Genomic DNA, 24892 nt, shown 5'->3' on the forward strand with positions numbered 1-24892 from the left:
CCGTTCTGAAACCCTGAGATCTCTGCCGGCATCGCGGCGCTGTTGGCCTCAATCGTGCCGGCCCTCTATTGGCTGCTCTTGCTGGACACGCGGGGCGTCGGGAACTGCCTCGAGTTAGCCGAGCGGGAAGGCCTGACGAAGCCGAGCGTCTCGCATGTGCTCCGGTTGGCGTGCCTGGCGCCGGAACTGGTCGAGCGCTGTCTCGCCGGGGAGCAGCTGCGCACGTTGACGCAGCGGTGGCTCAAGCGTCAGGGGCTGCCGGACGATTGGCACGAGCAGCGCGACGTGTTCGCGCGGTTTGAGTGAGGGCTGCGGGATGCCGCGTAAGGGACATGGTCAAATTACCGGGAGGCCGAGAACGAATGAGATTCCGCAACCGGCCGGCAGCGTCAAACTGGAGACGTTCATTCCCTGGACGCTGGTGAAGCGGGGCGTGACGCAGCAGGTGATCACGCCGATTAAGGTGCCGGAGGCGTTTCGGGTGGAGGTTGTGGCGGCGCGACGGGAGTCGGAGGCGGCAGAGGACGCGCCGGAACTGAGGGCGCTCGGACTTGCGCACTACTGGCAGCATTTGCTCGATACCGGCCGGTTCCAGTCGCTGACCGAGATCGCCGTGGCCGAAGGCGTGGATCTCGCGCAGGTCAGCCGGATTGCCCGGTTGGCATGGGTGGGGCCGAAAACTGTAGACGCGATCCTGGCGAACGGAAACAACGCCGTGTCTGAGCCAGAATAACGCCGCACGCCCGCCGATTGCCTATGCTTGGGACGTGTGCCGGAGAGCGCTCGGGGGTCACCTCAGCGGCGGCGGTCGATTCCCCCCAATCGATCGCCACTGTCCGGCACACCCTGGATAGTATGGAAAAACCGCATCGGGTTGACCGTGAACGGTGTCACAGTCCCCGCCCGTAGACCTTTCTGAACGAGCGCAGCGCCCCAGCGCGCTGCGGCTCTGTGAGCCCGATCACAGGCAAGCCCCTCATGAGGGGCCATCCTTCTTCGCGTCGGTCGTATCCAGCGCCCGCGCGGAGGTCCGCCTCGAGCAACATCCCTAACTGCTCAACAGCCCCCGTCGTTAGGCGGCTACTTGTTCGGTGAACGGGCGAACAGCTTCGCTTCCCCACGCCGACACAGATCTGTCTCTCAGGCCTTCTTGAGCGTTTCGCAGGCTGGTGCATCAGGTGGCGTCTTCAGCGGGGCGACGTTTATACAAACAGACCGTTGAGAAGCGCCTAAATTGACCCAGTGACATGACCGCGGACTCGGACAATAGGGGCATTCGTGCCAGCGCGTGATGGTACTTGGCCCGTCCTCCTGTCGTTAGGAGGCCCCGCAACCGCTAAACGGGAAACGACTTGCGCTGCCACAACTCCAACGTCATAGCGCGATGGCTCACAGCAGGTCGATGTTTTCTATTCGTTGTTCCCACGCTGTTCCAGGTAAGACACTAGACTTCAGCCTAGACCTGACGTCTTTCGCCGTCCCTCACCGTCGGGCGCATGCCAGATAGAATTCCATATCCGCCTTCGAGGAACTCGCAAACGTGGCTACCCTAACCAACGAAGAGCTCGGCTTTCTCAAATCTCAACATATCTCACCATCCTTAGTCTTAGATGCAGCTGGTCTCTCAAAAAAGGAACGGCTTGCCGCAATGGAGCGACTTGAAAAGTATTTCTATTTTGGCGGGCCGCCATGTCGCAATTCTGGGCATCACCTAAGAACTAAAGCTGGGCACTGTATCCAGTGCGACACTTCAAAAATAGCTTATCAACTGCGCTACTCTGGTGCCGGCCATGTGTACCTTGCACACTCACGAAGCACAGGGTATGTCAAAGTGGGCTATACCAAGTTTCATCCGCAGGAAAGAGCGGAGTTACTGCGGACCTTCTCTTATGGGGGAATTAGCGACTGGAGTATAGATAGATTTGTCTATTTCGAAATTAATGCCGGACGGACAGAGTTTGCCATTCATGCAGAGATGGAAAGTGCGCTTACTCGTATAACTTATGATAAGGGAGAAGGGATAACCGTCGCGTCTCGCGAAATATTTGCCTGTGATTTGACCTATGCTAGAGGAATTTTCGACGAGATCACAACGAAAGCTCGGGGGAACGTCTCACCCAGTGCAGGCGCTAGGTCCGTGGCTTCAAATATTTGTTAGAAAAATAACCCTGAGACGGCCATCGCTGTCCTAATGTTGCCGAGAATTGTGTTGATTCAATGGAAATCGACACGCTGAACGGCGGCGCGGCCCGAACCAACGATGATGCGGTGATGGCAAGTCACGTTACCGGTGATCCCGCGGAACGCACCCAGACCATCGGAAACGACATAAGAATCCGGGTTCAAAGAGGCTTCCGACCAGGCGGCCCACGCGGTCTTGGTGAAGGGCGTCGGCCTCAGCTTGATGAACAACGGATGGCCCTGAGCATTGGTTTCCACCGCGGGCACAAAGGGGATCTTGTTTTCGGAGCCCCGCCCCGGTCGCCCAGGCAGGATCATCGATCTCGACATGCCCAGATAGGACACGCGCCTCTTCCCGCTCGACCATCACCCGCAGCAGTTTATGCTTCGCCAACCAGGCCGTGCGGTAACACACTCCGAGGTGGCGTATCATGCTACAGCCGAGACGCCTTTGTTGGCATGGGTCATGAGATGCATCGCCACGGGAGATCTCATCTGTTTGGAAGCTCCCAATCTATAGCGCAAAAAGTCTCATTTTATGAGAATTTAGATCGCTTACTGAACGTTACTGCCAAACAGATTAAGGTTTCTCTTCCATAAGTGCACGTAACCTTGACTTCGCTCTAGGATGCCCCTGGGCAGCAGCGAGTTGATACCATCTCTTGGCTTCGCTTGTATTTTTTTTCACGCCACGCCCCTCTTCGTAAATAACTCCAAGATTGCTCTGAGCATTAGCCTCTCCTTGCCTAGCGGCAAGCCGAAACCAATGAATAGCCTGCGCATAGTCTTGAGCGACTCTGTGCGCATTTAAGTACATCCACCCAAGATTATTTTGTGCTCGAGCGTCGCCCTGTGAAGCAGCTGTTGTTAGCCAATTTATTCCTACAGATGTGTCCTGTTTAACGCCGAGGCCATTCAGGTAGATCCAACCGATTGCATTCTGAGCCAAGATATTCCCCTGCTCAGCCGCACGTAGGTACCAGTATGCTGCTTCAGCATAGTCTTGCGACACTCCATCGCCGGTTTCATATATCTGGCCCAACCTCACTTGTGCCGCTGTATCACCCGTGAGTGCTGCTATGCGGCTGCTGGATATCTCTTGGCTCTTGGTGCTTATTGGTAAGTCTCGATATGGTGCGGCTTGTTGATCGATCGCAGCCGTTGGAACGGCGATGTTTTGCAGACTGGTTGAGGCCTTATTGGGTGATGCCATTTGGTATTTGTCTGAAGCATCTGGGTCTGCGTACAATCGGCGGACGTGGCCATTATAATTCACACCCTCCAAGTCCGTAGTGGTTAAATACATGTTTCTTATCTGCGTGACTGACTCGCTGTATGAGCAGGCTCTCATTAGTATGCAAAGGCAAATTAACACTGTCACCAAAGCGATTTGCTGTGTCCCTAAATTGGCTGCCTCAAGGCGAAAGCCGAGCGCATTATCCCAGCTCGTTCTCCCATATCTTTTCAGGCTATAGTATGCGACGGCAGCAGGTATAATCCAAATAAACGGCAAGCCCATGCCTATGCCTTTCACCCAGACCGCCCTGGCTCGTGCGCTGTAGTCGGTTGACCCCGTAAGACGTTCTAGCCGAAGACCTAAAAGTCTTTTGCCTGGGGTGGTGCCAAAGCGCGCCAAAATGTTTCCTTCTATCAACATTCCGAAAAGGCAGACGACTGGTGCAGCAACAAGCGGAATCGATAGTAGAATAGTTAATCTCTGTGAAAAAATTCCTAGCGGCCCAAGAACGATAATGATTAAAGAAAAGGCTGCACCTAAGAAAAAATAATCTAGCTGCCTTGCAAAGAAGCGGCGCCAGGGATGCGAAGAAGTGCTGCTTTCTATGGCATCTAACGAATCCTGATTATTGATCGAAAAAGGGTCATGTGCGCGGTCCACGTAGCTATCGATTTTGAAGCTTTCGGATGCGCCACTAATCTTAGAGGGGCTCTTATTTCTTGCAGATAGACATAACGCATCGTAGTCTTTCCTTCTTTCCGGATCTGATAAGATTGCGTAAGCGGTATTCAATTCATTTATGATACGCAGAACTGCCTCTTTTTTGTCGGGGAACCTGCTTAAGTCATACCTTTTTCGGAGTGTCCAGTATGCTAAAGCGATCAACTCGGCGGGCGCGTCGGACCGCACCCTCAGCGTGTCATAATGTGTGGTCATCTGCGCGACACTCAATGGCTTCTTGAGGCGACATGCGTCTGACTAAGTTTAGGTCATGATTCATTCTCGCCTGCCAAGGCCAAGAAGGGGTTCTGGGGCCCATTAGAACCGGTGCAACAGGGGTGACCTAGTAGGCGCCTGGTAATGTTCTGCAGTTTCCGACCTTCTCACGCCGATTGCAGCGTGCTCTGCCGCCTAGAAGCGGGGAAGCAGAGTTGGATCCGGCTGTGGCAGTATCAAGGAACGCGCACCGTATCCAGGCCTGTAACCACATAACGGCCAAAAGCGGGCTTGATCCACCCCAGCCTGGAGCGGCGCTGCCCGGATCTTCCAGCGCAGGTAATGACCGGCCGCGCATAGCACAACGTGCAAGGTATCGCCCAAGGCGCCCTATAACCGGCAGCGGGCCATGCGGTGGTCTTGTTTGAGGCGACCGATGGCGCAGGCTCAATGGACTCCCCACTCTTCAGCCGGCGGAATACGCATGGAGGCGTTCATTCCCTGGACGCTGGTGAAGCGGGGTGTGAAGCAGGAGGTGATCACGCCGATCGAGTCGCCGGAGGCGTTTCGGATGGAGGTTGTGGCGGCGCGACGCGCGGAGGAGGACGCGCAGGATACGGCGAGCGTCAGGGCGTTGGGCCTGGCGCACTACTGGCAGCATCTGCTCGATACCGGCAAGGTCAGATCTTTGAGAGAGATCGCTGCCGCCGAGGGCATGGATTTCGGACACGTCGACCGGATCGGCCGGTTGTCGCAGCTGGCACCCTGTATCGTCGAAGCCTGCGTCGCGGGGAATGCAAGCGAGCTGGCGCTTGAGAGCCTGAACCGCCGTGCGATGCGGGCAGACTGGGCGGAGCAACGACTAGCGTTTTTCGCGTATCGCGGTTGACGGCCTTGTGCCCGTTGCGGCCAGCCGACCTTCCCACCGAATACTCGCTAGGCAGGGGCAGGTGGTCAGTCGGTGTCATCGACAAACGGGCGCTCGGCGAAATTGCTCAAAAGCAGCAGAAGTGTCGCCCCAGGAGTCGCCAAATCAGCGTCCATGATCTGCTCACCTAGCTATTCCTGCAAGACTGACAGGCGTTGCGGCTTGTCTGCGCTCCATTTTGTCGCCTGCTGGTCGTATGCTTACTCCATTGCTTCCCCTATGGCCGACATGCTGGCAATGCTGAACGAAAAGGAACGTCCATGAGTGCACTCGCGCAAGCCATCAATTCAATCAAGAAAACTCTGCAAGCTTTGCCTGTGGATGAGTTCGACGGGGTTCGCGAGCCCGAGCTGGCGGCTCACGTCCCCGGTTGGGAAGAGTTACCCACGCCGGCCCAAATACTCGGCGACTTGCCACCGGATGTGGGCGATGAAGTGAGCATCAGGGTGCTGGGGTCATACCGGCCGATGGCAAGCCCGGGCCTCGTTACGCTCAACCTCGCCAATCTCCACCGCTTCTATTGGAGCGTCGTGCGTGAAATGTCGCGCCGGCTGCCCGGATTTCCTTTCCCCCGGCAGGACCTGGAGTTCCTGGTCGCCTTCATCGTGGAAAAGACCTGGCACCACGAGATCTTTCATCACTCCATGGAAGTGGTACGCCGCCTGGTCGGCGGAAACCCGTACGATCCCCTGGAAGAAGCTCTGGCGGTGGCCTACTCCCGTCATTGCCTTCGCCAGTCGAGCTGGAATTCGAACGTTGGTCGCCTGGGAAAAGTGATGCTGAACATGGCGATGGAGCTGGCCTTCGATGGTTATCGTCCGCCCTACGACCAGTGGCCGAACTACGATTCGCCGCAGAGCTTGCAACGCGGCATCGCCCAACTGTTGCAGCCAAACGAGATGAGGTTTCTCGAAGCTTCGGGAGTGCCCTTGGCGGACCTTTTGTGGCGGCTTGTCCCCGTCCAATCCGGATTCCATGATCAAGCCGTCTGACGGCTTACACCCTCAGGAGATTCCATCTGCTGCGACGGCAGCATGCGCAGAGGCAAAACAGTGCGATGGCCATGGGCGGACTTGATCGTCAGGGCACCCGAGCCGCCTTTTCTCTACTGTCCTTTCTCCATGATCTATCGCGGCGTACTGATCAAAGTAGAAGGCAACTGTACGAACTGGTGCGAAACCGATCTTCCGCTCTTTCGCCCGGACGACAAACTGCAAGCCATGATTCGGATCGGCGGCCAGCAAGCGCCGCTTCTCATGCCGGCCGACGCCGATGATGCTTGCGACCTCGCGACGATTTTGGATGATGACAGAAACGACCGGCTCAAGCGGCTCATCGCCAAGGCAGGCCCCGACGTCTGTGAAGCCACCGACCACATTCTCCATCAGATCATGCTAATGCGAGAAAAAGCCCTTCGTGCGCTTCGGCGTTGAGATAATCGACCCAGCGGCGAAGCGGAAGAGCGGTTGATACTCGCCCTCTAGACGGCTATGGCGCCAGTCTGGAAGAGCGTGACACACGCAACAAAAAGCCGTCCGGCACCAAACCTTTATCGCCAAGTGGCTTCAGCATCTTATCAGGCTGCTCAATCAGGTCCTTAATCAAGGCGGTCAGATCGGTGGCTTTGGCGTCGTGCTCCACGCCAATGAGTTTCCAATCCCCGCGGTACCGTTGATCGCCGGAGTTTGCCGTCTTTGCCCTAAAGAACTCGGTGGCCACACGGAGCTCATTGGTGGAAAGATGAATACAAACGATGCCTGCGCCGTCAGGCAAGCCTTTGGTTTCGTAGCGGACGGCGACAGGATCCTTTTGATCGCCTTGTTCCAGGCCGAGAATATCGAAGCCAGCATTGCCCCATCGGCGGGACACATGCAGGGCGTCCTTCAAACATTCTGGGTCCTGGCTTATCATCCACTCGGAACGCGCTTGTTCAAGCGCGCAGCGGGTTTTTCCTCTTTCAGGCACCGCATCCAATAGCACCTCCCAACCTCTTTTATTAAATTGTTTCAGACAGTTATGTGTTTGCTCGGCGATGAATGGCAGCAATGCTGACTCAGCCTCATCGCCGATGGCTGCCTTAACGGCGTTTGCTTCGTCATAAGCCTCTTTCGAGGCGGGCTCGCGCTCGACCCCTGAGGGCTGACCATAAGATGCTGAGCAAACCTTCCAGCCCGCCTCGGAAACGTCTTTTAGATCCTTTATTGGTTGGTAACGGGGCGCGAAATCACGCAGGGTGCTTTCGATCGACCCCGAATCGAGATCCGAAAGGTTCGGAAGTGCGGCACGCAGCCAAGCCCATGCTGCGGTAGGGCCATAGAGGCTTTTCATCTGCGGAAAGCAATGTACCTCCATCCACTTTTGCCGACGCTCCTGCATCTCCTGGAGGGTGAGGTCTGGTTCCTTTTCTCGCAGGTGGTGCAGGGCAAAGGCATCGAGACGGCGCCCCCAGCCATTGGTGTCCAACCAATGCTGCCAGGCTGAGGCGTTGTCTTGCTCGACGGACAGCGTCGGCACAAAGGGTCGCTCGACGGTCTCCCACGCGGCCTCATTCAGCACGTCCCGAATGCTCCGGGCGGTCACGTCTTCCCCCCACCCATCCCCGTTCAGCGGCAGCAAATCCTCCGCGCCCAGGCGCCGCAACCGACGGATCTCCATATTCGCCTCGCGCAGCTTTGCGCCCGCACTCTTTAATGCCTCGGTGAGGCGCTGCCGGAAAGCGTTGATTTGTTCGTCGTTCAGCGGTTTCAACTGGGCTTGGTATTCGACTTCCAGTGTATCGGCACCCTCGCGCTTCAACAAACGTTTCCAATCCTCGTCTCCCTTATCGAGGGCCCCCAGGGCGCGCGCGAAAATGGAACCTAACGCCCTGTTGTTCAGCAGAAATTCCGCCAGGGCGTCGCCAAAGTCCGCCAACGGCGGCGGCTGATTCTCAGCCAGATCGAAGAGGATGCTGGCACCAGCCTTGCCCCCCTCGTCCGATGTCGCCTTTCCGGCGTTGAGCAGCAGTACGTGGCCATCAGCGCCCTCAAGGTGTTTCTTGGGGTATACCGACGGGCCTGTCAGGCTGATCTCGATATAAGCATCCTCCACATGAATCAGGGGACCCGCCGGAGCGGAGCCCCAACTTTTGAGTATCTCCTCAGAGTTAGGAATGATTGTTGTCAAGCGAGAAACGTGGGCGAGGGCCAAAAGGCCCGGAAGCGCGCCTCGAATCTTCGTCGCAAGTGCTTCCGCATGAGAATCGAGCTCTGGGAGCTTTTCTCCACCCTTAACCCTCTCCGTCACTTCTATTTTCCGTTTCTTGAGACTCTGGTTGTTCTCTATCAATTTGAATCCAATGGTCACGCTGGCTAAAGGCAGCTCAGGAAAGAATCGGCGAATGATTTCCTGCTCCGAGTTGTCGCTGGCGATCCACGCTTCGGCCGAGGGGTCGACCAGCCATCGGACCCTGCGGGCATCCAGCGGCAGAGCCTGCGTGGAGGCTTCATGGACCGGGAGCGGAGGATGCTCGGGCAGCGGAACGGAATGACGTACAAGCGCGCCGATGGTTTCCTGCGCCAGATCGAGTACATAGCGGCGCAGATGGGGCGGGAGTTCCGGGTCGGACGGTTTCTGGTAAGTTTGCCGGAGAGTGTTGAGGATTTCCCCTGCCGCCTTTCCTTGCCGCGCGCCCAGGTACTCGACGTTCAGTACGGGCACGGCACCGAGGGCTTCCAGGATCTGACGAGTGACGTCATCGGAATCGTTGCGAACGCGATAAGTCACCTCTGCTCTGCGATCATTGCCGGGACGAGTGACCACCTGCGTCGGAGGTACGAACCGTTTCGATGATCGGGCCTTAGTTGGCGCGGTGACCCAGCCATCGTCGCCGACTGGAACCCAGGCGAGAGCACGCAATGTCTCGCCGATGACGGTGCGAGATTGGTGGGCGTCGTCTTGACTCTCAGGCTCGATCAAGCTGGAGAGACCTTGGCTCCAGGTCGCTTGGAGGGTCATAGCCAGGCCTTGCGGATTTTCCCCGGCCTCCGGACTCAAGGCCAATTCGAGCTTGCTTGCTCGGCTACCCGGCTGGCAGAGCTCGGGTGGGAGTTTCAAGGGTTCTACCCGCCCCCCGCCGAAACCTCCCTCGATCAAGAGCAAGGCAGGGGCGTCTGACGGGGGGGTGGGTGCGACGCCGAGGAATGTCAGGAAGGCGTTGACGTCAAGATCCTGGTCGTGGTCCAACTTGAGAGAGTCGACGTCAACCTCGCCCCGGTGCAGTTGCCGGGCGGGCGCCCAAAGGCCGTCCGTCATGGGAAGGAAAAGCGTGGCGATGGCGCGCCCGGCATCGCAAACATCGTCCGAAAGCTGGCTCGAGGGATTTGCCCGCCAGCCGAGCCCATAGTCACCCGCTTCGTCTTTCTCTGACGGCGGGGGTAAGGTACCAAGCTTGGCCGTAAACAGTTTCGCCGCGAGACCTATGAGTTGACGTTGTCGGTAGGTCGCCTCATCCTCATCCTCATGCAGTGGCTTTGGCTCCCAATTAAGGAGTTCGTTAGGTAATTGCCTGAGTTCTTTCAGTACGTCCCAGCGGCCGAAATCGACGATGCCTGTGGGTCTGAACCGTGGGTCACAGAAGGGATCCAAAGGGTACGCGGTGATGGATCGCTGGTAGTCGATCAGGGCTTCGGGCAACAGGATTTTCTGTTCATCGGTCCGGCGGTAAAAGACGCGTGACTTGGATGGCGTATTGTCGCCTAGCTCCCGCCGTTCCGGGAGAGGAACGGCGCGTAACTTCAAGTCTGGCGGCAACTGGCAGGAGTCCGCCAAAGGTAGACAGGGAACCTGCGCTTCCCGCAATGCATCGCAGAGCAACCTTGCCTGGCCATTCCAGGTCGGAGTGTGCGAGCCACATCCGCATTGCCGTTCCAGCCATGCCGCCGAAGCGTTCCAGAACACCCGATAAACTTGCATTGGTAGTTCGGGGCGGCCGTCATCGCCTTGTACATCCTGGTGGGCAAAAAACAAGCGTGCAAGCTTGGTCCAGCGCAAGTAGCGCGGGTCGCCATCAAACAGCAGGCTTTTAAGCTCCTTTACAAACGCGCCACTTCCACCTGATCGGGGCGTCAGGAGTTCCCACAAATCCTCCCGCAACGACAGGGAAGAAACCAACTCGGTTGGGCAGGAATGAATGCTTTGCCAAGGCCAATCGGCCGCATCGGCATCATTCATTTGCACCGCGGCCAGCACAGCCCGCAGATGCAGTTCAGCGGCAGTGCGGATAAGCGCCTTGTTGTAACGCCCCTGCGGGCTGCCGCCCAGGTCCATCCCGGTGCGATCGGCTTTGACCTGGAAGTCACCATGCACATCCACTGGGAAATCGGATGGAATCCGGGTCGGCAGATAGTTGAACATCAGTGTCTCGATGCAGGTATAGCGTTGGGCTTCATGGTCGGACGCATGACTGGTGGATGCGGACTGCGGAGGCCAGGCCAACCCGACCCCAGGCTCCGTTACTTCGTGTTCGGCCGCCTTTGCGAGGTCCGCAAGGGCGGGATTTTTCCAATGGAAGACCTTCCAACTCCCGGGCTCCATCTCGTCGGGCCAAGTGTGTAAGGTATGGTTACGGGCTGCCTGTCCCCCGCAGGTCACCTGTACCTTGATTCCACGCCGTGCCGGCCGAAGCCCGACGAAATGCAGGCGCGAGCCCATCAACTCATCGATGTGGGCCTTCACATCCTCACGGACATCTTTAGAATGGATCGGCACGATGACTGCCGTGACCAGATTGGCCTTGAACTCTGGCGCGTCGGCCCCGATCAAGACTGCTGGTGCTCCATCAGCCAGCAGGGGCAACGGCAAGGTGAAACTCGCACGTTCTTCCGCCTCATCGAGCGTCTCTATCTTTTCCCAGGTTGTCTCGTGCAATCGCTTAGTCGCTACCTTGGCGGGCTCATACTCATTGGCTCTTGTCCGCCACGTTTTTTTTCGGGCGGGCCAGTGCATCTCTACTCCCCACCAGCTTTTTTCGTCCCGGCACCGGCTCCAGACTTCCACACGATCACCGATGCTGAATACCGACCGAAAACCGATTCCCTTATTGCCCATGGATTGATCGGGGGATTTGTTGGAGGTATGCAGCGACAACAAGGCATTGAGGTCGGCGCGCCCCTGACGCTCGGGCGGGTGATCGTATTCGAACTGCGGGTCCAACGTTACCGCACTCCCATCGTTGGCGACGACGAGACTGCCGTAGTCATCGCCACCATCAAGTAGCCCGACCCAGATGAACTCTTTGGCCCGATCAAGCCCATTCTGCAAGAGCTCGAAGGCAACCCGGCCGGCGTATTGCAGCTTGACCGAGGCTTCCGCGTTCCTCAGGACCCGGGCCTGTTCCCCGCGGCTATTGGAATAATATTGAAGGTGCTTATCGAAGGTTCGAATGACGTCCTCGCAGGAGGGTACTTGCCCTGCGGAAGGACCTGGCGAACGTGACGATTCGTTCATAAGGAATCCTGGCAGCAACCGTCGTTATCTGATAATTCTGTCCAAAGGGAAATCATGCGCGCTCTCCGGTTCCGTAATTCCAGTTCGTGGATCGCTAATATGCGCCCGGTAGCCTTCCCGGCGCCAACCGGTAGCAATGATTCAAATGGGCAAGTTCGGCTTTGATCTCTTTCCTCAACCATTATGGCTTCTCCACGACTATCCCGCTTCCCTGTCCCAGATTCCACCAGCGCAGTTGCCAGGAATCGGCGACTGTGGCCGTGACGAAAGTCGACTCGCCTTGTTCGTGAATTTCCTGGTCTTCTGATAAAGCCGTTTCACGCAGAATTTGAGTGAGTCCTTCGGATAATACGGCTTTCAACTGGACGGTCTCTCCAGACCCGAATTGCAGCGCGCCGGACTGGATGTAGGCGTCCAGGTCGAAGCCGTCCGGCCGTGTTGCGGCTTCGTCCGATCTGGCGGCGCGGACGATCCGGTGCAGGGCGTATAGCCTCACGTCCGAATACTCGAAGGCCGTAGCCACCAGATAGGTGACCGGGATGCGGCTCACCAGCCCCAAGGGATGCAGGCGCAGGGAGCGGGTTTCATAGCCGCTCATGGCGTGAAAATCGACGTCGAGTTGCCGGTTGGCGAGCAGGGCTTCCGTAACCGCTTCCAGCACATCCGGGTCGATGGCCGGGGGCAACAGAGGGAGCGAGCGCGGCACCGAGCGCACCTTGTCTACCCACTGTACCGCCGGGTTACCTTCGGAAATGGCATCGAGCTTCCGTTTGGCCTGCTGAAACCGGGATTCCAGCGCATACAGCACAGCCGGCGGCATCAGCCGCTTCAGCGTGTCCTCCACCATGCGTAACGACAAGGCTTCCGCCAGCGTCAGGCCGGGGATATCGGTCGGTGCCTTCGGCGGCAGGCGCCATCCGAAGGGCGTGCCGGCATTGTTGCAGTCAAGCATGAAGGCATCGTACAACTCGCCGAGGTCTCGTTTCACCTGGCGTTTGCTGACGGCGAGACCGGCATCGTTCAGCGCCTCTGCCAGTTCCCTGGCGGTCTTGCCCGGCCCGCGTGTCGGCAGGAGCTTGAGCAGTTCCCACTGCCGGGCCAAGGTTTGGCGGGTTTTGTTGGAAGGCATCAGGCGGCCTGCTGAAAATAATGGGCGATTCTCACCATGGCCCAGGTATCCCGTTCGCAATACTTGAGCAGGGCATTCCGCAAGTGGTCGCGCCGTTCGGCCGCTGTTTGGGGATGCAGAATTTCGGCGAACGCTTCCATGGCCATACCGCCGTCGGCGACTTCCAGATCGTCGTAGGCCAGGTCGGGTGCGATGGTGGGCAACACCGCCTTGATCGACCAGGAACCCCGCATGTCGGGGTGGTAATAGTACCGGCGGGCGATGGGCAGGAGATCGACGATGCACTCGATGGCCTGGTTGAGTGAGGACGCCAGATCCGGGAAGACGGCGGCCAACTCGCGCATACGGCTGCCTTCGAATCCCTGGTTATAAACAACCACTGGCCCTCCTTCTCCCAGCGCCTGAATCAGCGATTCCGCGAAAGCCCGGCGTGGGTCCTCCGCGCCTTTGGCCAGAAATGCCCGGTGTGTGACCGTGCCGTCGGCTCGTTCGATGTGGCAGGACTACTGGAAAGGGATTTGAGCATAGGGGCGCGTGCCGGCCCAGATCGGTACGGCAAACTGGATGGTCTCGAAATCCAGGTAGTAACGGGGATACGGTACAGTCGACAATACCTTTCCCGCTTCGGCATCAAGCTCGTGTCGATTATCCACGGAAGCCCGCCAGACGCGCCGGTGAATCGGACGGGTCAGGCGGGCCTCGGGAACCCCTCTGAGATCGTCGTAGCCCTCTGTTCTCAGTTGCACGGCCAAGGTGCGGCCGCGCGGCAACATTTCCGGTGGAAAACCCGCATCCCCGTCAATTGTGGGAGAGCAATACGCCATAAAGACGCACTCGAAGGGATCGACACATTGGCTGCCGGGTTCAATGTCCCGCTCAGCGCCCGCCAATGTTTCCCGGGCAGCGGCGATCCAGTCGGGCACGTCCTTTTCCAGGCTGAGGATCTGATCCGTGATGTCGACGCAGGTCAAAAGCCCCTGATAGTTTGCGTCACCGGGGTAAACGAAAGCACGGTCGATGTGGGCGATTTCGGTTCTGTCGATGGTCACACCGCTCTGCTTGACCACCCAGCTCTGTACCGCCGCATCCGACAAGTGGTAATCCTTGACCCCGGTCGAGGATTTCACCTCAGTTAAGCAGTAACCTGCCTCATCGGGGAGAAGCAGATCGGTTCTCACCAGCACCCCCTGCGCCTGAAACGTGGCTTCGAAGATTGGCGGAACCCGCGCTAGCCGTGCGGCTCAGCGCGCGTCGAAAAAAGTAGAGAAAGATTCTGCGTTTTGGGATTGGTGGACTAAAAGGGGATCGAACCACTGACAAGCGCATCGTCTTATCCGAATTGGATCGGAATCCAGAAAGCGGCCTTTGGTGTGGGTTGATGAAGACCAGTGAATGGACGTTGTGGCCGATTTTTTGCCGGTCGGCGCGCTGGCCCGGATGTCCGCTTGACCTTGAAAGCAGGCATTGAGTCCGTGCAAGGCCGTATGGCAGGTCTGGGTCGAAAGCATTCGGGCGTCAGGTCACAAAGCTGCCGTTCTGGATGAACGAGAGTCGAACGGCAGCAACGCGTCGAGTTGCTGCCTTACGGGATGTGTCAGCCGAGCATCGGCGCAATCCGAACTGGAGACCGTCATCATAGGGGACGGAACGGCGGCGACCTGACATGAAGCCGATACTCGGCCAACCGTTTAGCGGCGGGGACGAGAACCCTAGGAGCAGCGCACGTGGTCGTTCCGATCCGATTCCACTCGACGGACCCGATCGCCCACCCGCAGCTGCGGTAACTGAAGTGCGTCAGAGACCGACTCACGAGGTTGACATCCACTGTGCGCCTTTGGCGGGTCGCCGCCGTGTTTCATGCGTGTGGCACATAGGCCAAACCGCTCACGGTTGCTACCCTACCCGTTATGTCACGCCGCATTGCCCACCTGGACATGGACGCGTTCTACGCCTCGGTGGAACTGCTGCGCTATCCGCAGCTCAGAGGCTCACCGGTGGTGGTCGGGGGACGGCGGTCCGCGCTGCCGCCTGACACTGCACTGGCCGATTTCCCCCGGTTGCGCGCCTATGTCGGCCGCGGCGTGGCCACGACGGCCAACTACGAGGCACGGGCCCTTGGCGTCCGCTCCGCGATGGGGCTCATGAAGGCGGCAGTCCTGGCGCCCGATGCGATCCTCCTCCCGGCCGATTTTGAGGAGTACCGGCGTTACTCACACCGCTTCAAGGCCGCTGTCGCGGCAATCGCGCCGCACCTCGAAAACCGCAGTATCGACGAGATCTATATCGACTTGACCGCTGTGCCCGGCGAGACCGTGTGGGTGGCACAGCGCCTCAAGGACCAGGTGCGTGCGGCCACTGGACTGTCCTCCTCGATTGGCGTGGCCCCGAACAAACTCTTGGCCAAGATCGCTTCGGAGCTGGACAAGCCCGATGGCTTGACCGTCCTGACACGGGAGGACCTGCCCACCCGCATCTGGCCCCTGCCTCCGCGGGCCATCCCCGGGATCGGTCCGAAGGCCAGCGACAAGCTCGAACAACTGGGCCTGCGGACCATAGGCGACCTAGCCCAAGCCGCTGTGCCGTGGCTGATGCAACAGTTCGGGCCGCGCTATGGCCTCTGGCTCAGCCAAGCAGCCCAGGGCGTGGATGAACGTCCGGTCGTGCAGGTCAGTGAACCCAAGTCGATCAGCCGCGAGACGACCTTTGCGCGGGATTTGGATCCGCGCGCCGATCGACCGGCACTGACGCAGGGCCTGACGGCGCTCTGTGACGGGGTCAGTCGGGATCTGATCCGGAAGGGCTACCGGGGGAAGACGATCGGCATCAAGCTGCGCTACCAGGACTTCCGAACCATCACGCGTGCCCACACCCTGGCGGCGCCTACCGATGATCCCGGCGTGATTCTCAGCACCGCTCGGGCCTGCCTCAAACGCGTCCCGCTGGATCATCCCTTGCGGCTGCTCGGGATCCGGGCAGCGGCGCTGCACCGGACCGCGGCCGGGCGCGAATCGAGCGCTGCCGCAGGCGGTTTATTTGCCGATGACCGGGACGATGGCTGAGCCCTGCAGCCGCCATGGTCCTCATCAGCAGCACCTGTGGGCTGTTCGAAGGGGTTGCGGCGGGGTGTGTACCAGGAAAGGCAGTCGCCCCTGTGGATAACTTTTTTCACACTTAAATGATTAGAAAAGGATTAAAGAAAGATTAGCAATACGAAAACGGCCGTCGGCAAACGCGCTGGAGGGCGCGGCTGGCGCGGCTTTACGCGTCGTTGGCCAACCCTCGCCGCGTCGGTCGTATGCCGTGGTTTGCGTCGGTCGTATGCCGTGTCGGCGTCGGTCGTATACCGTGCTGCGGCCGTTTCCGTCGGTCGTATGCCGTGCCCGCGTCGGTCGTATGCCGTGCCCGCGTCGGTCGTATGCCGTGCCTGTCTGTGGATAACTTTTTCTGCGCGAGGCCCTCCTTTGCTGGCGGGTGAATCAAACGCACAACCGCGGCACCGCTGTCCTGACGAGCCTCGTTTCTCGCCCCACCGTCCTCATCGGCGTGCGTGTTCTATCCTCTGTGTAACGGTCTCCTGCCAGGCCCTACTGGCTGTTTCAAGGAGGATTTCTGCGCCATGCCTGCCCGAATCTTGGTTGTCGAAGAAGAGCGTGCGTTGGCTGAAGCCGTGGCCTTCCGGCTCGGCGCCGATGGGTTCCAGGTGAAACACTGCGCGACCGGGGCCGAGGCCCTGGCCGCCGTGCACGGCCAGGGCTTCGATCTGATCCTGTTGGACATCGGTCTGCCGGATGCCAATGGCTTCGATCTGTTTCATGAGCTGCGGACGGTCTGCTCCGTGCCGATCATGTTCCTTACGGCCCGCGCGGACGAAGTCGATCGGGTGTGCGGCCTGGAACTCGGGGCCGATGATTACGTGACGAAGCCGTTCAGCCCGCGGGAGCTCGTGGCCCGGGTCCGCACCGTGCTGAGACGCTGGCGCCGAAAACCCGCGGCGGGCTACGACAACGGGAGCGCCTTTCGCATAGACGACGAACGCCGGAGCATCCGCTACCACGGTCAGGCCCTAGGCCTGACCCGTTTCGAGTACGACATTCTGCGGCTGCTGCTGGGCCGCCCGGGTCGCATCTTCACCCGGGAAGAGCTGTTGCAGCGCGTCTGGGAAGAGCCGGAGGAACGCTGTGATCGCGCCGTGGACGCGCACATCAAAACCCTGCGCGCGAAACTGGCGGCCGTATGGCCGGGTTGCGAGGTCATTCGCACGCACCGCGGTCTGGGCTATGCCTTGGCCGAGGAGGACCTGGCGTGCGCCGTCGGCTGATCCTCGGGGTTCTGCTGGGTCTGGAACTCCTGTTGGCCGGCTTGATCTGGCAGGAGGCCCGGAACCTGGAGCGGCATTGTCGCGCCGCGACCGAGGCCCTGCTGACCGATACGGCCCAGGTGATCGCCAGGTTGCTCGCGGCCGATTTGCACCTGGGGCAATTGCAGCCAGACCGGGTGGGGCGTGTGCTGGCGCCGTTGGCGCAGGCCAAGGCGCCCCCGGCAAAAGCGCCGACTCTTCCGGCCGAACCCGCGGCGGCGGCGCTGCACATCCACGTGGCGGACCAAACCGGTCGCGCCCTGTTCGACTCTCACCGTCCCGAGGTGGTCGCTGCGGCACCCGCATCGCCGTCCGAAGACGCCCTGCTGGATCGCTACGTTACAACCTTGGATCGCAATCCGGCCACTGATGCGTTGGATTCGATGGTATTCGTGGCCGCACCGATCCTCTGGCAGGCGCAAGCCGTCGGCGAAGTTCGCGTGGGTAAGCCGATCGTCGGCTTTGAGTTGTCGCTTCAGGCCGCGCGCTGGCATTTTCTGTTGGGCGGCCTGTATATGGGCCTCGCCTTGGTCGTGCTGGCCGGCGGCTTCACGCTGTGGTGGCTGCGGCCGCTGGATCTGTTTGCGGAGTACGCCGCTCTGTTGCGGCGTGGGCACTTTCGGGCCTTGCCCAACGTCGGTCGGAGCACTCTCGGTTGGTTGGGCACAGTGCTGGATGCCCTGCGCGATGCCATCGCCGGTCGCCGTTACGTCGAGGAGTACGTCCAGGCGCTGACGCATGAGATCAAGACGCCGTTGGCGACCATCCAGGCCAACGCGGAAGTGTTGGAAGATTCCATGTCGCGCGGGCAGCGGCAACACTTCCTCACGCACATCCAGGAGGCGGTGCATCACCTCCAGGCGGTCGTCGAGCGGCTGCTCGAACTCTCGGCCGTGGAGACACGGCGGACCCTGACGGAAAAGCGAACGATCCGACTGGCGGACGTCGCAACCGAAGCGATCACCGCCCTGTCGCCGGAGGCCAAAACCAAGCACGTGACCGTGACCACCGCGATACCGGCCGGCGCGGCCGTGCGCGGGCAACGGGCGCTCTTGGTCTGTGCCGTGGTCAACCTGCTGCAGAACGCGATCGAGTTCTCGCCGGAGGCCGGTTGCGTGGAACTCGCGGTCTCGGTGGTGGGTGATGACTGCACGCTCACCGTCCACGATCAGGGACCGGGCATTCCCGCCTACGCCCGGAACCGGCTGTTCGAGCATTTCTACTCCCTCCCTCGTCCCGGCAGTGGCAAGCGCAGCACGGGACTCGGGCTCACCCTCGTGCGCGAGATCGCCGAGTTGCACCACGGCCGCATCGAGGTAACCAATCACGCTGACGGCGGGGCCATCGCGCGCTTGCAGTTGCCGCAGGCGTAACCGGCGTGCGGGAAACCGCGCCGTTTCTTCACACAGCCTTCACACTTCCGCGCGGAATCCGCGCGAATTTCGCATACGGCGTTCACACAGCGGGGGGATGCTGCAGGCCTCAGTCATCGACGCGAGGCCATCTCATGCATCACGCTGCTTTCACCGACAGGCGTTCCGAGCGGGCACCGGACCTCCGGCTCCAGCCCGTCTCCCGTTCTCTTTTGTCTCCGATACGATTAATCCCGCGAAAGCGGTCGATTCTGGTGAGCTTTCGCCCGCACAAGGGCAGGGCGTGCCGGTACAGTCGGAACCCGATAGCCAATCGACCTGACCGCTGAGACCTGCCCCATGGATGCCGACATTTACGATCTCAACTTGCTGTTTCTGCAGAAAGCCCGGGAATGGCTGGTCTCCGGCCAGGAGCACAAAGCGCAGTTGCTGCTCGGAGTTACGCCGGACGCCGCCGCGGCACTGCGCCGCTTACCGCTTTCGGCGCTGCGGGATCTCGCGGCCTCGAATGTGCTGTGCTACACGCTGCGCTTGCCGCCGCAGCTGTGGCGGGAGCTGGCACGGCAAGAATCGGCGCAACGCTGTGCCGACCACTTGCGCTGGCATGTGTTGGCGGCGGCCGCGCGGAGCAACGATGACCCCGTCGCTCCATAGACACCGGCAACGGACGCTGGCCTTGCAGTTGCTGCAGCGCCGACTGCGGTCGACGCCCGTGCAGCACCTCACCGGACTGCCGATCAACGAAGTCCGGGCGCTGCACCGCGCGGTGCATGGGGTCTCAGCAGCGTCCGGCCCCCTGCATCACACCGCCAGCCTGATGGTCAATCGGCGGGTTCAGGCGCAATTGTCGGTCTACGCACTGGTGTATCAGCGCCTGGCTATCGCGACCGCGCAGCGGTCCATCGATGCCGACGCGTTGCTCCGCAGCTACGACCTGTTCGTGGAACTGGGCGGTCAGCGAGGCGAAACGGGCACCGGGCGAGACTTCGATTTCACGTCGGCCTATGTGCTGGTCCGCGATCTCTGCGCCGGAACGGTGTGCCTCGTGACCTGCAACGCATGCAATCTGCGCTACCTGATCGCCGATGGAGCCCCGATCGCTCCGACCTGTCCGTTCTGTCCGCGGCCACCAGGAAGATCACGGGCACGCCTTCTCGACCCGAGCCACAGCCATCAATCGGCGCGCCCGCGCGGGGAACGCTCATGACCTCGTCCGACATGAGCCGTCCATATGGATGGTCTTATTGGCCGCCGGCTCGTATTGCACTCCGTAACCCGCCGTTGCGCTCCCTGTTTTGCACCACCAAGAACAGCGGGACCGGCGCCCCTCAGAACTCAGTCCACCGAGACTATCCATGACTGCCCTGAGCATTTCGAATATCGCCGTGCGGCAGGACGCCGCTGGCCGCTACTGTCTGAACGATCTTCACCGGGCCGCCGGAGCCGAGCGCCGGCACCAACCGGCCAAATGGCTGATCACCCAGCAAGCTCTGGAGTTGATCGCTGAAATCGAGAAAACCGGAATTCTGGTTATCCATGCAAAACAGGGTGTTGGCACCTTCGTCGGAAAAGAGTTGGTGTATGCCTATGCGATGTGGATCAGCCCGGTCTTTCATCTAAAGGTCATTCGCGCTTACGACGCACTGGTGACTCAGCCCCCAAGCCAAAGGGATCCGATCCAGTGGTTGAGCGATCCCGCAACGATGCGGCGCCTACTACTGAGTTACTGCGACCAAGTGCTGGACCTGGAACATACGGTCCAGAGTCTCGCACCGAGGGTCAACGCCCTCGACCGCCTGGCGGAGGCCCAGGGTTCGTGCTGTCTCACCGACGCGGCCAAAGCCTTGCAGCTACGCCCCAAGGACTTGATCCAGTGGCTGTTGGCGCAGCGCTGGATCTATCGCCGGCCCGGCGGTGCCACCTACCTCGCCCACCAACAACGCATACAAGCCGGCTTGGTCACGATGAAGATCGTCGCGCTGCCACGGAGCGACGGCACTGCTCGGATCGTGGAGCAGGTTCGTATCACCGCCAAGGGCCTGGCCCGGCTGGGTGAGTTGGTGCCGACCAAGCCGCAATGGGTCGCACGATGATGGCAGACACCCCATGAGCACCCCGCCCCGCATTCTCCGCATGCGCGACGCCCCGGGCTATCTAGGGATGTCGCCACGAACCTTCAACACGGTCGTGCGGCCCTATCTCACGGAGTTACCCGTCGGCGACGGCGGTATTGGTTGGGACCGGCTTGACCTCGACGCCTGGGTGGATGAGCATAAACGCCGCAACGGGCGTCCAGCCACCAAATTGGAGGACACCCCATGTCAAAGAAGAGAACGACGCGCGGACTCAGAAAGCGCGGTGAAACGTGGCATATCCAGAAAACCATCTGCGGACAGCTCGTTTGCGAAAGCACTGGAACGAGTGACCTCACGGAAGCGGAACGTTACCTCGCGTTGAGGATGGAGGAAATTCGGAGAACCACGCTCTACGGTGAACGGAAAGGGCATTCCCTGGAGGAAGCGGCCGCGCGCTACCTGACGGAGAATGCCGAGCAGCGCGGCATCGCGCGACAGGGTTATGCGCTGCGCCCGGTGGTCGATTGGTTTGGCGGGGAGATCCGCCTTGGGCAGCTCAACGGCGAGACCCTGCAGCCCTATGTGCAGGCGCGGTTGGCTCAGGTCAGTACCGGCACCGTCGTACGCGAACTGGGTGCCCTGAAGGCTGTCCTGCGTAAGGCGGCCAGCGTCTGGCGGGATACCAACGGCGTGACCTGGCTCGAGCGGGCGCCTGACATGCCATCCGTCAAGGTGATTGCACGGAAGCCTCGACCCATCACCTGGCAAGAGCAGGAGGTCCTGTTCAAGCAGTTGCCCGACTACCTGGCCTGCATGGCCTTGTTTGCCGTCAACACCGGCTGCCGAGATCAGGAGATCTGCGGGCTACGCTGGGAATGGGAACATGCCATGGACGACCGTTCGGTGTTCATCCTGCCGGAGACGATCACCAAGAACGGGGAGGAAAAAATGGTGCCGCTGAACCGCATCGCGCAATCGGTGGTCGATGCCGAACGCGGAAAGTCCAACGACTGGGTGTTCACCTACCGGGGACACCGGATCGATCGGATGAACAACCGGGCTTGGAAAATGGAACGGGCGGGCGTGGAGTTATCGGACGTTCGCGTCCACGATCTGCGCCACACCTTCGCGGTGCGGTTGCGGGATGCGGGCCTTCCGATGGAGGACATCCAGGACCTGCTTGGGCACAAACGGCGAACCGTGACGCACCATTACTCACGCGCCACGCTAGAACGCTTGTTTCACTGTGTGGACCTACTGACGAACGTATCGAACCGACCGTCTGCCGTCCTGCGCCGCGTGTACCAAGCCGCCTAAGCGGGGCAAAATCGGGGCAAGGCTTTTGAAAATGGTGGGCGGTGTAGGGTTCGAACCTACGACCCCTGCCGTGTGAAGGCAGTGCTCTCCCGCTGAGCTAACCGCCCGCGTGTGCGGCCGTAGAGGATCTCAAATTCCTGTGGTCCCTGTCAAGACATCGCATCAACGAATGCTGCCGTCTGCATTTGGTCGCGGAAGCAGAAATCGGATCGAAAGAGCCGACCTGAGATTCGCGTTCCTGCCGGGGCCTGGTCTCTTCCATGAGGCCCCATCACACCAGGCTTGTAGCTCAGGCGGCACAGCGCCACCCTACTGCCGGTCTAGCTTCAACTGGTTGACGTCCTCGGAAGATCGGTGCTCCGCCACGCGCTCCTTGGGCTTCAAGGTCAACTTGGCAATGCCTGTCCACGAAGCCATGAACAGCACCATGGCCAGCGAGGTGACGGTCAATCGATCGGGATGTTTCATAAAGAACAACACCCACTTCGGCTTGATCAACCCGACGATCAGGATGACGACCGATGCCACAGCGCATATTTTCAGAAACAACAACATATTCCGTAACCCTCATTAAACCTGAGATGCTCCCGCTGCGCGCCTGGTGCAAACGCGCGGCCCGCACGCACGCCAAACTGCCCTTCTCCCCTCGAACTGACCGCGTTATGACTCCTGGCAACCACCAAAAATTCCCTTGGAGTTCCGTCGCCACCCCGCACATCGCCGAATCGCCCGTCCGCCGCGAGGCCGGGACCGGTTCGACATTGCGCCGGCGGCGCCGTATTATTCCACGGTTTTTTGGCTGGCAAATAGACGATCACCATGGAAGCACCGTTAGCGGAACTGCTGCTCTCAGGCGTGAACCTGATGCTGATTGGAATGGGGATCGTCTTCTCGTTCCTGCTGCTGCTGGTCTGGATCATTCAACGCACCCATCGCCTGCTTGTGCGCTGGGAAGCGCAGGCTGCAGCCCCTGCCGAGGAGCCGCAACTGCTCGCCAATAGCGGCGGCCCCGACAATCAAGCCGTGGTCGCCGCCATCATCGCTGCGGTCCATCAGCACGAACACCGCACCAACGGGGAGAACTGAACGCAATGCAGCCATTAGGTATCACCGATGTCGTCCTGAGGGATGCTCATCAGTCGTTGTTGGCGACTCGGTTGCGCACCGACGACATGCTACCGATCTGCGAGAAACTGGATGCGGTGGGCTTTTGGTCGCTCGAGGCCTGGGGTGGCGCGACCTTCGACGCCTGCATCCGCTATCTCGGTGAGGATCCCTGGGAACGGCTGCGCCGTCTGAAAGCGAGCCTGCCCAAGACGCGCCTGCAAATGTTGCTGCGCGGCCAGAACCTGCTTGGCTATCGCCATTACGCCGACGACGTCGTCGAGAAGTTCGTCGAGCGGGCTGCGGTCAACGGCGTGGATGTGTTCCGCATCTTCGACGCACTCAACGACCAGCGAAATTTTCAACGCGCGATCCAGGCGACCGTCGCGGTCGGACGGCACGCACAAGCCGCGATCTCCTACACCGTTAGCCCGATCCACACCGTGGACATGTGGGTCGACCTCGCGCGCCGCCTGCAGGACATGGGCGCGCATTCCATCTGCATCAAGGACATGGCCGGCCTGCTGAAACCGTATGTGGCCGAAGAACTGGTCGGGAAACTCAAGGCCGCGCTGATGATTCCGGTGCACATGCAGTGCCACGCGACCACCGGCCTGAGCACCGCGACGATCCTCAAGGCCGTCGAAGCCGGTATCGACAATGTCGACACCGCCATCTCGTCGATGAGCATGACGTATGGCCACAGTCCCACCGAGGCAGTTGTCGCCACTTTCGAGGACCACCCCCGCGCAACGGGGCTCGACCTGAAGCTGCTCGAAGAGATCGCACTGTATTTTCGCGGCGTTCGCAGAAAGTACGCCGCCTTCGAGGGGTCGCTGAAAGGAGTGGATAGCCGCATCCTCGTCGCGCAGATTCCCGGCGGCATGCTCACCAATCTGGAAAGCCAGCTCAAGGAACAGGGCGCGCTGTCTCGCCTCGACGAGGTCATGGCGGAGATTCCCGTTGTCCGGCGCGAACTCGGCTATATCCCGCTGGTCACCCCCACCTCACAGATCGTCGGCACACAGGCCGTGATCAACGTGATGTCCGGCGAACGCTACAAGACGATCACCAAGGAGACCGTCGGCGTGCTGCGCGGCGAATATGGCACGACGCCTGCGCCCGTCGACCCCGAATTGCAGCAGCGAGCGCTCGGAACGACCGCCCCCATCACCGTCAGGCCAGCAGACCTGCTGGCGCCGGAGTTCGACAGGATGTCGGAAGAGTTGACGCAGCTGACCCGGGAGCACGGCGTGCAACTGGCCAGTTCGCCGGTTGATGACGTGCTGACCTATGCCATGTTTCCCCAGGTGGGCTGGCGCTTCCTGCAGCATCGCAATGATCCGAGCGCATTCGAACCCATGCCCGGCACAGCGCCCGCAGCGACCGAAGCGCCACAGCCCGCAGCGTCAAACCCGGCCGCCGAGGGCATCCGCTCCTATGCGGTCCGGGTGAACGGCAATCCATATCATGTGGAAATCGGGCCGGGCGATGCGGTCCGGTCGATTACCCCGCAACCGCTCCCGGTCGCACCGGCCAGTGCCTCGACTGCGGGCGCCGAGACCGTGCGGGCGCCGATGGCCGGCCTCGTGCTACGGCTCGCGGTACGCGAGGGCCAGACCGTGGCCGCGGGTGATGTGGTCGTCGTTATTGAAGCCATGAAAATGGAAACGGAGATCCGCGCGCGCACTGGCGGCCAGGTGACCCACATCAACGTCAAGGCGGGTGACAGCGTCGGTCCCAACGACGCCCTCGTGACTTTAGCCTGA

Annotated in this window: 20 protein-coding genes, 1 tRNA gene and 1 pseudogene; 15 read left to right on the forward strand and 7 right to left on the reverse strand. The window is 60.4% G+C overall.

All coding sequences use genetic code 11. The annotated features are described in order from the left end of the window. Positions 1-54: 54 nt before the first annotated feature. The 3 genes from ACW73L_RS18390 to ACW73L_RS18400 all read left to right on the forward strand — a co-directional run bounded on the left by ACW73L_RS18390 (position 55) and on the right by ACW73L_RS18400 (position 2158). On the forward strand, positions 55-306 hold the full coding sequence (locus ACW73L_RS18390; RefSeq protein WP_498924035.1) for a hypothetical protein: 252 nt from the start codon (positions 55-57) through the stop codon (positions 304-306). Positions 307-316: 10 nt separating this feature from the next. Beyond that, positions 317-733 carry a hypothetical protein gene (locus ACW73L_RS18395; RefSeq protein WP_498924036.1) on the forward strand — a complete coding sequence of 139 codons (417 nt, stop codon included), beginning with the start codon at positions 317-319 and terminating at the stop codon, positions 731-733. An 807-nt stretch (positions 734-1540) separates the two neighbouring features. Further along, positions 1541-2158, forward strand: coding sequence for a GIY-YIG nuclease family protein (locus tag ACW73L_RS18400; protein WP_498924037.1), 618 nt, complete (start codon positions 1541-1543; stop codon positions 2156-2158). Between the two features lie 56 nt (positions 2159-2214). Here the strand turns inward: ACW73L_RS18400 and ACW73L_RS18405 are convergent, their stop codons facing one another. Together ACW73L_RS18405 and ACW73L_RS18410 are read right to left on the reverse strand one after the other, a co-directional pair. Continuing rightward, positions 2215-2511 (reverse strand): transposase, encoded by a 297-nt coding sequence (locus tag ACW73L_RS18405; RefSeq protein WP_498924038.1) that lies wholly within the window; start codon positions 2509-2511, stop codon positions 2215-2217. Positions 2512-2761: 250 nt separating this feature from the next. After that, complete coding sequence (locus ACW73L_RS18410; RefSeq protein ID WP_498924039.1) at positions 2762-4354, reverse strand: RDD family protein; 1593 nt, start codon at positions 4352-4354, stop codon at positions 2762-2764. 484 nt (positions 4355-4838) lie between these two features. Between ACW73L_RS18410 and ACW73L_RS18415 the strand changes: the two genes are divergently transcribed. The 3 genes from ACW73L_RS18415 (at position 4839) to ACW73L_RS18425 (ending at position 6715) form a co-directional block, all read left to right on the forward strand. Next, complete coding sequence (locus tag ACW73L_RS18415) at positions 4839-5243, forward strand: hypothetical protein (protein WP_498924040.1); 405 nt, start codon at positions 4839-4841, stop codon at positions 5241-5243. A 299-nt stretch (positions 5244-5542) separates the two neighbouring features. After that, positions 5543-6274 carry a hypothetical protein gene (locus tag ACW73L_RS18420; protein WP_498924041.1) on the forward strand — a complete coding sequence of 244 codons (732 nt, stop codon included), beginning with the start codon at positions 5543-5545 and terminating at the stop codon, positions 6272-6274. 129 nt (positions 6275-6403) lie between these two features. Beyond that, positions 6404-6715 carry a hypothetical protein gene (locus ACW73L_RS18425; protein ID WP_498924042.1) on the forward strand — a complete coding sequence of 104 codons (312 nt, stop codon included), beginning with the start codon at positions 6404-6406 and terminating at the stop codon, positions 6713-6715. Between the two features lie 55 nt (positions 6716-6770). Here the strand turns inward: ACW73L_RS18425 and ACW73L_RS18430 are convergent, their stop codons facing one another. From ACW73L_RS18430 to ACW73L_RS18440, 3 genes and pseudogenes are all read right to left on the reverse strand, one after another. Further along, positions 6771-11768 (reverse strand): ATP-binding protein, encoded by a 4998-nt coding sequence (locus ACW73L_RS18430; protein WP_498924043.1) that lies wholly within the window; start codon positions 11766-11768, stop codon positions 6771-6773. Between the two features lie 181 nt (positions 11769-11949). Further along, complete coding sequence (locus ACW73L_RS18435) at positions 11950-12897, reverse strand: helix-turn-helix transcriptional regulator (RefSeq protein ID WP_498924044.1); 948 nt, start codon at positions 12895-12897, stop codon at positions 11950-11952. Further along, positions 12897-13721, reverse strand: a pseudogene (locus tag ACW73L_RS18440) (DUF2779 domain-containing protein). Before ACW73L_RS18440 ends, ACW73L_RS18435 begins: the two are co-directional and overlap by 1 nt. Before the next feature lie 1083 nt (positions 13722-14804). Here ACW73L_RS18440 and dinB point away from each other — a divergent pair. The 7 genes from dinB (at position 14805) to ACW73L_RS18475 (ending at position 22019) form a co-directional block, all read left to right on the forward strand. Next, entirely contained in the window at positions 14805-15956 is a 1152-nt protein-coding gene (gene dinB, locus ACW73L_RS18445) for a DNA polymerase IV (RefSeq protein WP_498924045.1), read from the forward strand. A gap of 557 nt (positions 15957-16513) precedes the next feature. Beyond that, the gene (creB, locus tag ACW73L_RS18450) at positions 16514-17215 is read left to right on the forward strand and encodes a two-component system response regulator CreB (protein ID WP_498924046.1); all 702 of its coding nucleotides are present in this window, start codon (positions 16514-16516) and stop codon (positions 17213-17215) included. Beyond that, positions 17200-18627, forward strand: coding sequence for a two-component system sensor histidine kinase CreC (creC, locus tag ACW73L_RS18455; protein WP_498924047.1), 1428 nt, complete (start codon positions 17200-17202; stop codon positions 18625-18627). The genes creB and creC overlap by 16 nt, the downstream gene beginning before the upstream one ends. Before the next feature lie 339 nt (positions 18628-18966). Then, a complete protein-coding gene (locus ACW73L_RS18460; protein WP_498924048.1) occupies positions 18967-19281 on the forward strand; it encodes a flagellar transcriptional regulator FlhD in 315 nt (104 codons plus the stop codon). Further along, complete coding sequence (locus tag ACW73L_RS18465; RefSeq protein ID WP_498924049.1) at positions 19262-19834, forward strand: FlhC family transcriptional regulator; 573 nt, start codon at positions 19262-19264, stop codon at positions 19832-19834. The genes ACW73L_RS18460 and ACW73L_RS18465 overlap by 20 nt, the downstream gene beginning before the upstream one ends. 148 nt (positions 19835-19982) lie before the next feature. Beyond that, positions 19983-20720 (forward strand): phage antirepressor KilAC domain-containing protein, encoded by a 738-nt coding sequence (locus ACW73L_RS18470; RefSeq protein WP_498924050.1) that lies wholly within the window; start codon positions 19983-19985, stop codon positions 20718-20720. A 225-nt stretch (positions 20721-20945) separates the two neighbouring features. Then, positions 20946-22019, forward strand: a complete 1074-nt coding sequence (locus tag ACW73L_RS18475; protein ID WP_498924051.1) for a tyrosine-type recombinase/integrase — start codon at positions 20946-20948, stop codon at positions 22017-22019. A 32-nt stretch (positions 22020-22051) separates the two neighbouring features. On the opposite strand, the gene ACW73L_RS18480 is transcribed toward ACW73L_RS18475, so the two are convergent. Further along, positions 22052-22126 (reverse strand) — tRNA-Val (locus ACW73L_RS18480). Between the two features lie 202 nt (positions 22127-22328). After that, positions 22329-22574, reverse strand: a complete 246-nt coding sequence (locus ACW73L_RS18485) for a hypothetical protein (RefSeq protein ID WP_498924052.1) — start codon at positions 22572-22574, stop codon at positions 22329-22331. 264 nt (positions 22575-22838) lie between these two features. On the opposite strand from ACW73L_RS18485, the gene ACW73L_RS18490 reads away from it, so the two are divergent. Both ACW73L_RS18490 and oadA read left to right on the forward strand, forming a co-directional pair. After that, the gene (locus ACW73L_RS18490) at positions 22839-23105 is read left to right on the forward strand and encodes an OadG family protein (protein ID WP_498924053.1); all 267 of its coding nucleotides are present in this window, start codon (positions 22839-22841) and stop codon (positions 23103-23105) included. A gap of 5 nt (positions 23106-23110) precedes the next feature. Beyond that, the gene (gene oadA, locus ACW73L_RS18495; protein ID WP_498924054.1) at positions 23111-24892 is read left to right on the forward strand and encodes a sodium-extruding oxaloacetate decarboxylase subunit alpha; all 1782 of its coding nucleotides are present in this window, start codon (positions 23111-23113) and stop codon (positions 24890-24892) included.

This window comes from Methylolobus aquaticus (assembly GCF_054172105.1).

Coding starts and splice junctions, on each gene's coding strand:
- ACW73L_RS18395 (WP_498924036.1), top strand. CDS start 317: ATGCCGCGTAAGGGACATGGTCAAATTACCGGGAGGCCGAGAACGAAT.
- creB (WP_498924046.1), top strand. CDS start 16,514: ATGCCTGCCCGAATCTTGGTTGTCGAAGAAGAGCGTGCGTTGGCTGAA.
- dinB (WP_498924045.1), top strand. CDS start 14,805: ATGTCACGCCGCATTGCCCACCTGGACATGGACGCGTTCTACGCCTCG.
- ACW73L_RS18435 (WP_498924044.1), bottom strand. CDS start 12,897: ATGCCTTCCAACAAAACCCGCCAAACCTTGGCCCGGCAGTGGGAACTG.
- ACW73L_RS18460 (WP_498924048.1), top strand. CDS start 18,967: ATGGATGCCGACATTTACGATCTCAACTTGCTGTTTCTGCAGAAAGCC.
- ACW73L_RS18410 (WP_498924039.1), bottom strand. CDS start 4,354: ATGACCACACATTATGACACGCTGAGGGTGCGGTCCGACGCGCCCGCC.
- ACW73L_RS18415 (WP_498924040.1), top strand. CDS start 4,839: ATGGAGGCGTTCATTCCCTGGACGCTGGTGAAGCGGGGTGTGAAGCAG.
- ACW73L_RS18475 (WP_498924051.1), top strand. CDS start 20,946: ATGTCAAAGAAGAGAACGACGCGCGGACTCAGAAAGCGCGGTGAAACG.
- ACW73L_RS18425 (WP_498924042.1), top strand. CDS start 6,404: ATGATCTATCGCGGCGTACTGATCAAAGTAGAAGGCAACTGTACGAAC.
- ACW73L_RS18465 (WP_498924049.1), top strand. CDS start 19,262: ATGACCCCGTCGCTCCATAGACACCGGCAACGGACGCTGGCCTTGCAG.
- ACW73L_RS18490 (WP_498924053.1), top strand. CDS start 22,839: ATGGAAGCACCGTTAGCGGAACTGCTGCTCTCAGGCGTGAACCTGATG.
- ACW73L_RS18470 (WP_498924050.1), top strand. CDS start 19,983: ATGACTGCCCTGAGCATTTCGAATATCGCCGTGCGGCAGGACGCCGCT.
- ACW73L_RS18485 (WP_498924052.1), bottom strand. CDS start 22,574: ATGTTGTTGTTTCTGAAAATATGCGCTGTGGCATCGGTCGTCATCCTG.
- oadA (WP_498924054.1), top strand. CDS start 23,111: ATGCAGCCATTAGGTATCACCGATGTCGTCCTGAGGGATGCTCATCAG.
- ACW73L_RS18405 (WP_498924038.1), bottom strand. CDS start 2,511: ATGTCGAGATCGATGATCCTGCCTGGGCGACCGGGGCGGGGCTCCGAA.
- ACW73L_RS18420 (WP_498924041.1), top strand. CDS start 5,543: ATGAGTGCACTCGCGCAAGCCATCAATTCAATCAAGAAAACTCTGCAA.
- ACW73L_RS18430 (WP_498924043.1), bottom strand. CDS start 11,768: ATGAACGAATCGTCACGTTCGCCAGGTCCTTCCGCAGGGCAAGTACCC.